At 67.4% G+C, this 12,986-nt stretch carries 11 protein-coding genes; 4 read left to right on the top strand and 7 right to left on the bottom strand.

The window, feature by feature from the left end; all coding sequences use genetic code 11:
- Window positions 1-20: 20 nt before the first annotated feature.
- Window positions 21-638 carry a CDP-alcohol phosphatidyltransferase family protein gene (locus ROV95_RS01135; RefSeq protein WP_207049533.1) on the bottom strand — a complete coding sequence of 206 codons (618 nt, stop codon included), beginning with the start codon at window positions 636-638 and terminating at the stop codon, window positions 21-23.
- 224 nt (window positions 639-862) lie between these two features.
- On the opposite strand from ROV95_RS01135, the gene purH reads away from it, so the two are divergent.
- On the top strand, window positions 863-2,446 hold the full coding sequence (gene purH, locus ROV95_RS01140) for a bifunctional phosphoribosylaminoimidazolecarboxamide formyltransferase/IMP cyclohydrolase (RefSeq protein WP_312542376.1): 1,584 nt from the start codon (window positions 863-865) through the stop codon (window positions 2,444-2,446).
- Between the two features lie 61 nt (window positions 2,447-2,507).
- Window positions 2,508-3,791 (top strand): phosphoribosylamine--glycine ligase, encoded by a 1,284-nt coding sequence (purD, locus tag ROV95_RS01145; RefSeq protein ID WP_312542378.1) that lies wholly within the window; start codon window positions 2,508-2,510, stop codon window positions 3,789-3,791.
- A gap of 135 nt (window positions 3,792-3,926) precedes the next feature.
- Here the strand turns inward: purD and rpoH are convergent, their stop codons facing one another.
- From rpoH to rhlB, 6 genes are all read right to left on the bottom strand, one after another.
- Entirely contained in the window at window positions 3,927-4,802 is an 876-nt protein-coding gene (gene rpoH, locus ROV95_RS01150) for an RNA polymerase sigma factor RpoH (protein WP_005411269.1), read from the bottom strand.
- A gap of 278 nt (window positions 4,803-5,080) precedes the next feature.
- Entirely contained in the window at window positions 5,081-5,794 is a 714-nt protein-coding gene (ung, locus tag ROV95_RS01155; RefSeq protein WP_312542380.1) for a uracil-DNA glycosylase, read from the bottom strand.
- The gene (locus ROV95_RS01160; RefSeq protein ID WP_019660837.1) at window positions 5,791-6,633 is read right to left on the bottom strand and encodes a response regulator; all 843 of its coding nucleotides are present in this window, start codon (window positions 6,631-6,633) and stop codon (window positions 5,791-5,793) included. The genes ung and ROV95_RS01160 overlap by 4 nt, the downstream gene beginning before the upstream one ends.
- A gap of 7 nt (window positions 6,634-6,640) precedes the next feature.
- Entirely contained in the window at window positions 6,641-7,588 is a 948-nt protein-coding gene (ftsX, locus tag ROV95_RS01165) for a permease-like cell division protein FtsX (protein ID WP_019660838.1), read from the bottom strand.
- A gap of 2 nt (window positions 7,589-7,590) precedes the next feature.
- Window positions 7,591-8,277, bottom strand: a complete 687-nt coding sequence (gene ftsE / locus ROV95_RS01170; RefSeq protein WP_032129538.1) for a cell division ATP-binding protein FtsE — start codon at window positions 8,275-8,277, stop codon at window positions 7,591-7,593.
- Between the two features lie 144 nt (window positions 8,278-8,421).
- The gene (gene rhlB / locus ROV95_RS01175) at window positions 8,422-10,146 is read right to left on the bottom strand and encodes an ATP-dependent RNA helicase RhlB (protein WP_019660839.1); all 1,725 of its coding nucleotides are present in this window, start codon (window positions 10,144-10,146) and stop codon (window positions 8,422-8,424) included.
- Between the two features lie 509 nt (window positions 10,147-10,655).
- Between rhlB and trxA the strand changes: the two genes are divergently transcribed.
- Both trxA and rho read left to right on the top strand, forming a co-directional pair.
- Window positions 10,656-10,985: a thioredoxin gene (gene trxA, locus ROV95_RS01180; RefSeq protein WP_005411275.1), complete on the top strand. Its 330-nt coding sequence runs from the start codon at window positions 10,656-10,658 to the stop codon at window positions 10,983-10,985.
- Between the two features lie 228 nt (window positions 10,986-11,213).
- Entirely contained in the window at window positions 11,214-12,965 is a 1,752-nt protein-coding gene (gene rho, locus ROV95_RS01185; RefSeq protein WP_019660840.1) for a transcription termination factor Rho, read from the top strand.
- Window positions 12,966-12,986 lie beyond the last annotated feature (21 nt).

The raw sequence follows: 12,986 nt of genomic DNA on the forward strand, positions 1-12,986 counted from the left end.
GTCTTTTTGTATCTGCTTGATTAATTCGGCGAAACCGCCGCTTCCCGCAGTCCGCGACGGACGCGGTTGATCATCGTCAGCACGCACAACACTGCCATGGCTGCAGCCACGCCGCTGGCCGTCAGTGCACCGCCCCAGCCGAAGGCCAGCAGCAAGCCCAGCGCACCGATCACGAAGGCGCGGTCGCTCTTGCCCATCGGGCCGTCATAGCGGCGGCTGGCACCGACCATCAGCCCCAGCACGCCGGCGTACTCGCTCAGCGCCGCCGTCCAGGCCAGCAGCCACAGCGCCTCCGGGCGCACGCCGGGTACGCTGAGCAGGCTCAGGTACAGCGCCGCATCGGCGATCACATCGCACAATTCGTTCAGATAGGCGCCCAGCCGCGATTGCTGGCCGAATTCGCGCGCCAGCATGCCGTCCACCGCGTTGAGCGCCATGCGCAGCAGCATCCACAACGGCAGCAGCAGGTACAGCAGAGGCTGGGCAGGCGCGCAGCACCACACGGCCGCGGCCACCAGCAGTGAGACCACGGCAGCGGCCACGGTCACCGTATTGGCAGTGATCCCCATGCGGAACAGACCGCGTACGGCCGGACGCAACAGGTCCTGGAAACGTCCTTTCAATGCGTAGATCGACATGATCCGTACCCGCTGATCCTTGGCAGTGCGGGGCACAGCCTACCCCATCGTTGGCAGATTCCAACAACCCTGCTCCGGTCCGCAGCCCAGCCCCCGGATCGGGCCGGATCGATGTGCCCGACCCGCCTTTACGTCAACTGCCACGGCAAATCTGCCCCTGCGGCGCCCGCCACCGGCCCCCACCGCCTACAATACCGGCCCCGCTCCGCTGCCGATTCCGTCCCATGACTGCTGATCTGTTGCCCGTCCGCCGGGCCCTCCTCTCCGTTTCCGACAAGACCGGTCTGGTCGAGCTGGCCACTGCGCTGGCGGCACGCGGCGTGGAGCTGCTGTCCACCGGCGGCACCGCCAAGGCGATCCGCGAGGCGGGCCTGGCCGTGAAGGACGTGGCCGAGGTCACCGGTTTCCCGGAAATGATGGACGGTCGGGTCAAGACCCTGCACCCGATGGTGCACGGCGGCCTGCTGGGCCGCTCCGGCCTGGATGACGCGGTGATGGCCGAGCACGGCATCGGCGCCATCGACCTGCTGGTGCTGAACCTGTACCCGTTCGAATCGGTCACCGCCAAGGCCGACTGCACCCTGGCCGACGCGGTCGAGAACATCGACATCGGCGGCCCGGCCATGCTGCGTTCGGCGGCCAAGAACTTCGCCCGCGTGGCAGTGGCCACCGATCCGTCGCAGTACGCCGAACTGCTGGCCTCGCTGGAGGCCAACAACGGCCAGCTGACGGCTGCCACCCGCTTCGCGTTCTCGGTGGCCGCGTTCAACCGCGTCGCCCAGTACGATGCGGCGATCAGCAACTACCTGTCGGCGGTCACCGCCACCGACGCCGCCGTGCCGGTGCGTGCCGAGTACCCGGCACAGATGAACTCGACCTTCGTGAAGGTGATGGACCTGCGCTACGGCGAGAACCCGCACCAGAGCGGCGCGTTCTACCGCGACCTGTACCCGGTGCCGGGCACGCTGGCCACGTTCCAGCAGCTGCAGGGCAAGGAACTGAGCTACAACAACCTGGCCGATGCTGACGCGGCGTGGGAATGCGTGCGCCAGTTCGATGCGCCGGCCTGCGTCATCGTCAAGCACGCCAACCCGTGCGGCGTGGCCGTCGGCGCCGGCAACGGCGATGCCTACGAGCTGGCCTACGCCACCGACCCGACCAGCGCCTTCGGCGGCATCATCGCCTTCAACACGCCGCTGGACGCCGCCACCGCCAAGGTGATCCTGGACCGCCAGTTCGTGGAAGTGCTGATTGCCCCGGACTACGAGCCGGCCGCGCTGGAATACGCGCAGAAGAAGGCCAACGTACGCGTGCTGCGCATCCCGCATGGCGACGGCCTGAACAACTTCGACAGCAAGCGCGTCGGCTCGGGCCTGCTGCTGCAGTCGTCGGACAACCGCGGCATGACCCGCGACGAGCTGAAGGTGGTCAGCAAGCTGGCGCCGACCGACAAGCAGTTCAGCGACCTGCTGTTTGCCTGGAAGGTGGCCAAGTTCGTCAAGTCCAACGCGATCGTCTATGCCAAGGACAACCGCACCATCGGTGTCGGCGCCGGCCAGATGAGCCGCGTGTACTCGGCCCGCATCGCCGGCATCAAGGCCGCCGACGCGAACCTGGTGGTCGAGGGTTCGGTGATGGCCTCCGATGCGTTCTTCCCGTTCCGCGACGGCATCGATGCCGCCGCTGCCGCCGGCATCAAGGCGGTCATCCAGCCGGGCGGTTCGATGCGCGATGCCGAAGTGATCGCCGCCGCCGACGAACATGGCCTGGCCATGGTGTTCACCGGCGTGCGCCACTTCCGCCACTGATCCGCATCACCAAGCCGGGCCCTGCCCGGCTTTTCTTTTCCGTATCCGAGAACCCTGTCCCATGAAGATCCTCGTCATCGGCTCCGGCGGCCGCGAACACGCCCTGGCATGGAAGCTGGCCCAGTCCTCCCGTGTCACCGACGTGATCGTGGCGCCCGGCAACGCCGGTACCGCCAGCGAAGACAAGTGCCGCAACGTGGCGGTGAAGGTGACCGACATCGAGGGCCTGCTGGCGCTGGCCCAGGCTGAAGGCGTGGCGCTGACCGTGGTTGGCCCGGAAGTACCGCTGGTGGCCGGCGTGGTCGACCACTTCCGCGCCGCCGGCCTGCGCATCTTCGGGCCGACCGCAGCCGCCGCGCAGCTGGAAGGCAGCAAGGCCTACGCCAAGGACTTCCTGGCCCGCCACAACATCCCCACCGCGTTCTACGCCGTGCACACCGACGTGGACGCCGCGCTGGCCTACATCCGCGAGAAGGGCGCCCCCATCGTGGTCAAGGCCGATGGCCTGGCCGCCGGCAAGGGTGTGATCGTTGCGATGACCCAGGCCGAAGCCGAGGACGCCGTGCGTGACATGCTCTCGGGCAACGCCTTCGGCGATGCCGGCGCGCGCGTGGTCATCGAGGAGTTCCTCGACGGCGAGGAAGCCAGCTTCATTTCGATGGTCGATGGCGTGCATGCGCTGCCGATGGCCACCTCGCAGGACCACAAGCGCGTCGGCGACGGCGACACCGGCCCCAACACGGGCGGCATGGGCGCGTACTCGCCGGCGCCGGTGGTCACCCCGGAAGTACACGCCCGCGTGATGCGTGAGGTGGTGAATCCCACCGTGCAGGGCATGATCGCCGACGGCATCCCGTTCACCGGCTTCCTCTACGCCGGCCTGATGATCGATGCCAGCGGCGCACCGAAGGTGATCGAATTCAACGTGCGCTTCGGCGATCCGGAAACCCAGCCGGTGATGCTGCGCCTGCAGTCGGATCTGGTGGACCTGGTGGAAGCGGCGATTGATGGCCGCCTGGACCAGATCGAGGCACAGTGGGATGCGCGCCCGTCGCTGGGCGTGGTGCTGGCGGCGAAGCCCTACCCGGAAGCGCCGATCACCGGTGACGTGATTTCCGGCCTGGACGACGTGCCGGACGCTGCCAAGGTGTTCCATGCCGGTACCGCATTGGATGCGCAGGGCCAGGTGGTCAGCGCCGGCGGCCGCGTGCTGTGCGTGGCCGCACTGGGCGACAGCGTGCGCGACGCGCAGGCCAATGCCTATGCCGGCGTAGCCAAGGTGAGCTGGGCCAACGAATTCCACCGCAACGACATTGGTTGGCGCGCGATCGCACGCGAAGAGTGACGACCGCGCCGCAGCCACGCATGGCGTGGCTCTACTGACATTGGGTAGATCCACGCCATGCATGGATGAGAACGCCACCGAAAAGAAAAGGCCCGGCAGTGCCGGGCCTTTTCATTGCTTCAACGCCTCCCCGCCTTACGCGGTGAACAGCGCCTTCATCTTCTTCAGGGCATTCGCCTCGACCTGGCGGATGCGTTCGGCCGACACGCCGTACTCGTCTGCCAGTTCCTGCAGCGTCACCTTGCTGTCGGCATCCAGCCAACGGCGGCGGATGATGTCACGCGAACGCGCATCCAGTTCGGCCAGGCCTTCGCGCAGCAGCTGCATCTGGTTGTCTTCGCTGTCCTCGCGCTCGTAGGCCATCGACGGGTCTTCGTCATCGGCAACCAGGAACGCAGCCGGCGACGGCGGGGCGTGCTCGTTGTCCTCGTCGGTCGGCGCATCGAAACCGATATCGCGGCCGGACAGGCGCGACTCCATTTCCATGACCTCGCGCTCGGACACGTTCAGGTCCTTGGCCACCGCGCTCACTTCCGCCGCGTTCATCCAGCCCAGGCGCGTCTTCGACTTGCGCAGGTTGAAGAACAGCTTGCGCTGCGCCTTGGTGGTGGCGACCTTCACGATGCGCCAGTTCTTCAGGATGAACTCGTGCATTTCGGCACGGATCCAGTGCACGGCGAAGGAGACCAGGCGCACGCCCATGTCCGGGTCGAAGCGCTTGACCGCCTTCATCAGGCCGATGTTGCCTTCCTGGATCAGGTCGCCCAGGGCGAGGCCGTAGCCGTTGTAGCCGCGGGCCACGTGCACCACGAAGCGCAGGTGCGAATGCACCAGCTCGCGGGCGGCGTCCAGATCATTGCCGTCGCGGAAGCGACGGGCCAGGTCCTGTTCGTCATCGACCGACAGCACCGGGATCTGGTGCACGGCACCGATGTAGGCGTCCAGCGAACCGAGCGCACTGGGAATCGGGAGATTGTTTGCCACAAGGGCAGTAGAGGTGTTCTGGCTCATAGGCACCCATCTTAGCAGTCCGGGATTTGGACTGCTAAAGGAGGAAAAAGTTCCAGCATCCTATTGATGCAACACTGGTCCCAAACAGAGCCCTACCGTAGCGCGATTTGATGACAGTGGCGAGCGCGCTTTTCGGGATTCACAATCCCTTGGAATTCAAGCAATTACCCACTGAAAACCTGCTGATTCCGGTCAAGCGGAGCTGAACGCGCCGTTCCGGAGGCCCATTCAGGACGGGGAACGTTGTCCGGCGTTCAGGCCCGGCCACTCGCCGGCGCTCAGAGCGCCGAGCGCGGCGGCAGCGACCAGTCGATCGGGGCCTGGCCGCGGCGCTGCAGGTACTCGTTGGCCATGGAGAAATGGCGGCAGCCGAGGAAGCCACGATGGGCCGACAGCGGCGACGGATGCGGGGCCTTCAGCACGCGATGGCGGCGGATGTCGATGACCTTGCCCTTCTGCTGCGCGTAGGCGCCCCAGAGCATGAACACCAGGCCTTCGCGCTCGCGGTTGAGCACGTCCACCACATGATCGGTGAAGCCTTCCCAGCCACGGCCCTGGTGCGCGCCGGCCTTGCCCTCCTCCACCGTCAGCACGGCATTGAGCAGCAGCACGCCCCGTTGCGCCCACGGGATCAGGCAGCCGTGGTCCGGGCGCGGGATACCGAGATCGCTCTCGATCTCCTTGTAGATGTTCAGCAGCGACGGCGGCACCGGCACGCCGGGCGGTACCGAGAAACTCAGGCCGTGGGCCTGGCCGCGCCCGTGGTACGGGTCCTGGCCGAGGATCACCACCTTCACCTGCTCGAACGGCGTGGCGTCAAACGCTGCGAAGATCTGCGGCCCGGGCGGGAACACCGCCGCACCGCTGGCCTTGCGCTGGCGCAGGAAGGCCGACAGCTCGCGCATCTGCGGCTGCAACAGGTACTCACCGACGTGCTGCTTCCAGCTCGGTTCCAGCTGGATCGTCGGGGTGTCGGTTACTTCATCGATCATCGCAACAAAGGTCCATCATTCAATCGAGCCAGGCGCAGCTGGAACAGCACCTTGGTGACCAGCAGCCGCTCTTCGATCGGCTTGAGCACCAGGTCGTTGGCACCGGACTGCAGCAGCCCGGTCTGGTTGTGGGGGTTGCCGTCGCCGGTCATCACCAGCACGGGCAGGCGGCGCTTGCCGTAGCCGAAGTCCACGCGCACGCGCTGCACCACGTCGCGGCCGCTCAGCTCGCCCTTCAGGGTGACGTCGGTCAGCACCAGGTCGATGCGGTGGCGGCTGCGGCCCAGCGACTCGGCGGTGAGCAGGGTGAATGCCTCTTCGGCGCTGACCACGTGCAGTACGTTCAGCTGCTGCCGCTCAAGCATGCGCTTGGTGGCCTCGGCCACCACGCGGCTGTCCTCGATGTAGAGGATGGTGGCGCCGGGGATGGTCTGCGGCTGCACATAGCCACGGATGAAGGTCGCCAGTGCTTCATGGCCCAGGGATTTGTCGAAATAGTCGGTGACGTACTCGGTGAAGCGGCGCTGCTCCAGGTGCTGCTGGGCGTCGCCGGAAACCACGATCACCGGCACATAGGCCTGTCCGGCCGCTTCGCGGACCATGCGCGCCAGCGCCAGGCCGTCGCCATCACGCAGGGTCAGCGAGGTCGTCACCAGGTCCACCGGGCCCTGCGCCAGCGCCTGCTGCGCGTCTTCGATGCTGTCGCAGCCAATCACCTCCACGCCCGGCAGGTCGCGCTGCAGGACGTCGGCGATCAGCTTGCGGACCAGCTTCGAGCCATCGACCACCATCACCCGCGTCGCGGGCCCTTCAAGGTGCTTCAGCGCTTGCGGTTGCATGCCGGTCTCAGGTATCGGTCGGGCGGGTCTGGCGGAGGAAGTGGCCGGTCACCAGCCAGGCACCCAGCCAGCCCAGCAGCAGCGTGCCGAGCAGGACCAGGCCACCATGCAGCAGGTCCAGGCCATGCAGCACGAACGGGCTGCCGTAGCTGCGCGAGAGTTCGGCCAGCGGCACGCGCAGCGCGGCACCGGCGGCGCCGATCAGGGCCAGTGCAACCGCGCCTGCGCCCAGGCCATACCACGCACCCAGATACAGGAAGGGGCGGCGGATGAAGCCATCGCTGGCGCCAAGCAGCTGCAGCACGCCGATCTCTTCGCGGCGCGCCTGGATGTCCAGGCGCACCGTGTTGCCGACCACCAGCGCGGCACCCGCGCCGAGCAGCACCGACAGCACCTGCACCAGCCGCGCGCCGAACGCCAGCCAGGCATCCAGGCGCTGGCGCCACAGCGCATCGTGCTGCACCAGGTCGGCCTCGGGCAGGCTTTCCAGCGCGCGCGCCAGGCGTGCGTCGTCCTTGCCCTGGCCGGGGGTGATCACCAGCAGCGAGGGCAGCGGATTGTCGTTGAGCGCATCGATCGCCTCACCGAGGCCGGCATCGCGCAGTTCCTGCAGGCCCTGCTCGGGCGTGCGCACGTTCACTTCGGCCACGTCGTCGCGGTCGCGCAGCTGGCCAGCCAGGCGCAGCGCGCCGGGGCCATCGACGTTGCCCTTGAGGAACACGTTGATGTCGCGTGATTGCTGCACGCTGCCGGCGAACTGCTTGAGGTTGTCCAGCGCGATCGACAGGCCCAGTGGCAGGGCCAACGCCAGCGCCATGACCATCACCGTCAGCAGGGTCGCCCACGGCTTGCGGCAGGCACGGCCCAAGCTGAACACCACGCTGTGCACGTGGTGCTGGAACCAGACGCCCACGCGCGAGGGGGCGGCGGCTTCGCTGTTTTCGTTCTTCGCCATGGTTACTCCGCCAGGTCCTGCGGCGAGATGTCATCCACCAGCCGGCCGTGGTCAAGGATCAGCACGCGCTTGCGCATGCGGCGCAGCAGCGGCAGGTCGTGACTGACCACCAGCACGCTGGTGCCGCGCGCGGGCAGCTCGGCGAACAGAGCCATGATCTCCGCTGCCAGGGTGGGGTCGAGATTGCCGGTCGGCTCATCGGCCACCAGCAGCTTGGGCTCGCCGACGATCGCGCGGGCGATGCCGACGCGCTGCTGTTCGCCGGCCGACAGCTGCGAGGGCAGCGCCTTCTCGCGATGGCCCAGCCCCATCCGCTCGAGTACCGAGCGCACGCGCTTGTTGATGTCACTACGGCGGGTACCGCGCAGGATCAGCGGCAGTGCAACGTTCTCGGCGATGGAGCGGTCCATCAGCAGGCGGTGGTCCTGGTAGACCGCCCCCACCGCGCGTCGGTGGCGCGGCACGTCGCCGCCGCGCACCTTCAGCAGGTTGCGCTCGTCGAACACCACCGCGCCGCGGCTGGGCCGCTCGTCGAGGTGGATCAACTTGAGCAGCGTACTTTTACCCGCACCGGAATGGCCGGTGACGAACAGCATCTCGCCCGGCGCGACCTCGAAGCTGACATCGGTCAGCGCCTCGTGGCCACCGGCGTACTGTTTGCTGACATTGTCGAAGCGCAGGACACTCATGCCCCGATTATGCAGGACCGGCGCGACGTCGTGGAGACGGTGGGTGCCACCGGCCCCGCCTGGTGGGTGCCGACCGTTGGTCGGCACACCTTTCAAAGCCACCCGACCAACGGTCGGGTGCTACCCGCTGATCGGCAGCGCCGATCAGCTGCCCGACAGCATCCGGCGGATCTTGCGGCCGATGCGGGTCAGGAACGAGTCACCGGTATCGGCGGCGGTACGCACCGGCTTGGCCACCACCTGCACCGGGGTCACCGGGCTGGCGCCGTTGCCGGCGTTGGCCTGTACACCCTCGGTACCTTCGACCGGACGGCCGTGGCGACGACGACGGCGCTTGCGCGGCTTGTGCTCACCGTCCACCGTGGCTGCCGGTGCGCCTTCGGCACGCGGCGGGCGCGGCGGACGCGGGGCCTGGGCGGCGGCGCCTTCGGCACCGGCAACCGCGGCGGCAGCGCCCTGCTCGCCTTCCACGCGCGGCTTGCGCGGGCCACGCGCACGGCGTTCGCCGCTGCGTTCACCGTCGCGACTACCGCGGCCACCACCACTGCCTGAGCGGCCGCCGCTGCGGCCACCGCCCCGACGCTCTTCCTCGGCGGCGCGGGCTTCGCGCGCTTCGCGGAAGATCTGGCCGACGCTTTCGTTGTCCTCGCCTTCCTCGCCTGCCGCCGGCGCCGGGCGTTCCGGGCGCGGCAGCGGGGTCAGCAGTTCCTTGGTGACCGGTTCGGACGGAATCTTCTGCTCGATATAGGCCTCGATGTCCGGCAGGCCCATGGCGTAGCGTTCGCAGGCGAAGCTGATCGCATCACCCTCCTCACCCAGGCGCGCGGTACGGCCGATGCGGTGCACGTAGTCTTCGGCGTCGAACGGCAGATCGTAGTTGTAGACGTACTTGATGCCGTCGATGTGCAGGCCGCGCGCGGCCACGTCGGTGGCCACCAGGATTTCCAGCTGGCCCTTCTGGAAGCGGTTGAGCAGGCTCTCGCGCTTCTTCTGCGGCACATCGCCGGACAGCACGCCGACACGGTAGCCGGCCTTTTCCAGCGAACGGGCGACGCGTTCGACGAACACCTTGGTGTTGACGAAGACCATGGTGCGCGCGCCTTCGCTGCGCGACAGCAGGCCCAGCAGCAGCGGAATCTTTTCGTCGTCGGCCGGGAAGTAGATGCGCTGGCGCACGCGCGCGGCGGTGATGGTCTCGGCTTCGACCACCAGCTTCTGCGGTTCGTTCATGTGCTCGTAGGCCAGCTCCAGCACGCGATGGCTGAGGGTGGCACTGAACAGCAGGGTCTGGCGGGTGGTGCGCTCGGGCATGCGGCGCAGCAGGAAGCGGATGTCCTTGATGAAGCCCAGGTCGAACATGCGGTCGGCTTCGTCCAGCACGCAGATCTCGCAGGCGTGCAGCGACACCACCTTGTGCTGCTTCACATAGTCGATCAGGCGGCCCGGGGTGGCGATGATCACGTCCACGCCCTGCTGCAGCAGTTCGCGCTGCTTGTCGTAATCCACGCCGCCGTAGACCAGGGCGAAGCGCAGGCCCAGGTCGGAACCGAACTTCACCGCATCCTTGTGGATCTGGATGGCCAGTTCGCGGGTCGGGGCGAGGATCAGCGCGCGCGGATCTTCCGGCTTGCGGTCGGCCAGGGCCGGACGCGTCAGCAGGCGGTTCACGACAGCGACCAGGAAGGCCAGGGTCTTGCCGGTGCCGGTCTGGGCCTGGCCGGCAACATCACCACCGGGCAGCGCGACCGGCAGGGTCAGCGCCTGGATCGGGGTGCAACGGGTGAATCCGGCTCCTTCAAGGCCGGCCTGCAGGGCCGGATGCAGCTCGAAGGAGGAGAAGGTCAAATCGGTCAGCGGTTTGTCGCTCATGAGTCCGTCTTGGTATGGCCGCCGGCCCGTGGGGCGGCTGGCACTTCAGCGTCTGGGGGCACCGTCGCAAACTGCGGCCCCTGCGGCGGGTTGGCAGGCTGGGACCACCCGGTCCGCGCGCCGCACAATGCCCCAGTTTAGCGCACTCGGGCAGGCAAACCGGAATGCGGCGTCTCATGGCATCCAGAGACGCTACCTTCACCCAGCCACACCGGACTTGAACGGCCTGCCCGGGTTCGCTGGTGTCGCCCACTGCCAGCCCCATGTACAGGAAGACAGTGAAATCCGCCACATACCGGCCATCGAAGCGATCACGATACGCTGGGTTCCAACCGGCGCCTGTCCCTGCCCTGCGATAGGGGTACACTGCCGGCCGTGAGCGTCCAGGCATCCCGCCGAACGCACCGCGGCAGTGCGCCGCGAGGCAACGACGAGGGTCGCGCCACCGGGCATGGCCCAGTTCACCCACCTCCGGCATGGCCGGGTGCAATCCAAGACGAGAAACCAAGATGAGCGACAAGGTTGTACATGTCGGCGATGCCGACTTTGATAGCGCAGTGCTGAATTCCAAGGAACCGGTGCTGGTCGATTTCTGGGCCGAGTGGTGTGGCCCGTGCAAGATGATCGCCCCGGCGCTGGACGAACTGGCCGATGCCTACCAGGGCCGCGCCAAGATCGCCAAGGTCAACGTTGACCACAACCGTGCGCTGGCCGCCAAATACCACGTGCGTTCGATTCCGTACCTGGTCGTGTTCAAGGACGGCGAGAAGGTCGGCGAGCAGATCGGTGCGGTGGGCAAGGCCCAGCTGGCCGGCCTGCTGGACAAGGCCCTGGCCTGATCCTGCGGTTCTCCGGCAGCCGCCGAACGCGGCTGCCGGCGGCGCCCCTGCGCCCATGATGAATGCTGTTCCCGGCGACCCTTGCATGGCGCCGCAGGCCGATGATAGTGTCGGCATATCCGGCCGCGTTCGCGTGCCGCACCCTCTGGACGCAGTTTCTTCCAGACCCATTCCCAACGTTCGCCGCCCCAGCCGGGCGCTCGCACCTTCAAGCGAGGAATAACGCTCTTGTCCGATAACACTTCCGAAACCGGCAGCGCCGATGCGCCCGCCGAAAAGCGTGTGCGCAAGCCCCGCGTGAGCAAGGCCGCCGCCCCGGCAGCCGCCGAAACCAGCGCCGCTCCGGCGCAGCCGACGCTGCCGTTGGCCTCCGCGCCCGAAGCTCCCGCGCCGGCGCCGGCCGCAGCACCTGCACCGAGCGCGCCCGCCGCCGAGGCCCCTGCCAGCAGTGGCGGTGGCGAAGGCAGCGAAGGCCGCGAATCCGGCCAGCCGCGCCAGCAGCACAACCATCAGGGGGGCGGCCAGAACCAGGGCCAGAACCCATACAACCAGAATGGCCAGCAGGGCCAGGGGCAGGGCAACCGCCGCGACCGCTTCCGCAACCGCCGCGACCGTGACCGCAACAACCGCTTCCGCGACGAGGGCATGCCCAACGACGGCGGCGAGCAGCAGCCGTTCGTGCCGCGCCCGCACGCCAACGTGCCCGAGGGCTTCCCGGTCTATTCGCTGAGCGACCTCAAGCGCATGCCGGCACAGAAGCTGCTGGAAATCGCCGAGCAGCTGCAGATCTCCGAAGGCGTGGCCCGCGCCCGCAAGCAGGATGTGATCTTCGCCCTGCTGAAGGTGCTGACCCGCCACGGCGATGGCGTTGCCGCCGACGGTGTGCTGGAAATCCTGCCGGATGGCTTTGGCTTCCTGCGCGCGGCTGAAGCCAGCTACCTGGCCGGCCCGGACGACACCTACATCTCGCCCAGCCAGATCCGCCGCTTCAACCTGCGCACCGGCGACCACATCTCCGGCCGCATCCGCTTCCCGAAGGACGGCGAGCGCTACTTCGCGCTGAACATCGTCGACACCATCAACGGCGAGCCGATCGAAGCGTCGAAGAACAAGGTGCTGTTCGAGAACCTGACCGCGCTGTTCCCGCGCCGCCGCTTCACCCTGGAGCGTGGCAACGGTTCGTCGGAAGACATCACCGGCCGCATCCTCGACCTGATGGCGCCGCAGGGCAAGGGCCAGCGCTCGCTCATCGTGTCGCAGCCGAAGGCCGGCAAGACGATGATGATGCAGCAGGTCGCCACCGCCATCACCACCAACCACCCGGACGTGCACCTGATCGTGCTGCTGATCGACGAGCGCCCGGAAGAAGTGACCGAAATGCAGCGCACCGTGCGCGGCGAGGTCATCAGCTCGACCTTCGACGAGCCGGCCGCGCGCCACGTGCAGGTGGCCGAAATGGTCATCGAGCGCGCCAAGCGCCTGGTCGAGCACAAGAAGGACGTGGTGATCCTGCTCGACTCGATCACCCGCCTAGCCCGCGCCTACAACAACGTGGTGCCGAGCTCGGGCAAGGTGCTGACCGGTGGTGTGGACGCCAACGCCCTGCACCGCCCGAAGCGCTTCTTCGGTGCCGCGCGCAACGTGGAAGAAGGCGGCAGCCTGACCATCATCGCCACCGCGCTGGTGGACACCGGTTCGAAGATGGACGAGGTGATCTACGAAGAGTTCAAGGGCACCGGCAACAGCGAAGTGCACCTGAGCCGTCGTATTGCTGAAAAGCGCGTGTTCCCGGCCATCGACATCAACCGTTCCGGCACCCGCCGCGAAGACCTGCTGATCGAGCCGGAACTGCTGCAGAAGATCTGGATCCTGCGCAAGCTGCTGCATCCGATGGACGAAATGGCCGCGATGGAATTCCTGCTGGACAAGATGAAGAACACCAAGTCCAACGACGAGTTCTTCGGTTCGATGAAGCGCTGATCCGGCGTTGCATCGGAAGAA

Origin of the sequence: Stenotrophomonas maltophilia group sp. msm1 (assembly GCF_032025805.1) — a bacterium.
Classification (GTDB): Bacteria; Pseudomonadota; Gammaproteobacteria; order Xanthomonadales; family Xanthomonadaceae; genus Stenotrophomonas; species Stenotrophomonas hibiscicola.

Excerpts from the sequence above, each read along its gene's own strand:
- rhlB (WP_019660839.1), bottom strand. The coding sequence starts at position 10,146 with ATGAGCGACAAACCGCTGACCGATTTGACCTTCTCCTCCTTCGAGCTG.
- trxA (WP_005411275.1), top strand. The coding sequence starts at position 10,656 with ATGAGCGACAAGGTTGTACATGTCGGCGATGCCGACTTTGATAGCGCA.
- ROV95_RS01135 (WP_207049533.1), bottom strand. The coding sequence starts at position 638 with ATGTCGATCTACGCATTGAAAGGACGTTTCCAGGACCTGTTGCGTCCG.
- ftsE (WP_032129538.1), bottom strand. The coding sequence starts at position 8,277 with ATGAGTGTCCTGCGCTTCGACAATGTCAGCAAACAGTACGCCGGTGGC.
- ROV95_RS01160 (WP_019660837.1), bottom strand. The coding sequence starts at position 6,633 with ATGCAACCGCAAGCGCTGAAGCACCTTGAAGGGCCCGCGACGCGGGTG.
- ung (WP_312542380.1), bottom strand. The coding sequence starts at position 5,794 with ATGATCGATGAAGTAACCGACACCCCGACGATCCAGCTGGAACCGAGC.
- rpoH (WP_005411269.1), bottom strand. The coding sequence starts at position 4,802 with ATGAGCCAGAACACCTCTACTGCCCTTGTGGCAAACAATCTCCCGATT.
- purD (WP_312542378.1), top strand. The coding sequence starts at position 2,508 with ATGAAGATCCTCGTCATCGGCTCCGGCGGCCGCGAACACGCCCTGGCA.
- purH (WP_312542376.1), top strand. The coding sequence starts at position 863 with ATGACTGCTGATCTGTTGCCCGTCCGCCGGGCCCTCCTCTCCGTTTCC.
- ftsX (WP_019660838.1), bottom strand. The coding sequence starts at position 7,588 with ATGGCGAAGAACGAAAACAGCGAAGCCGCCGCCCCCTCGCGCGTGGGC.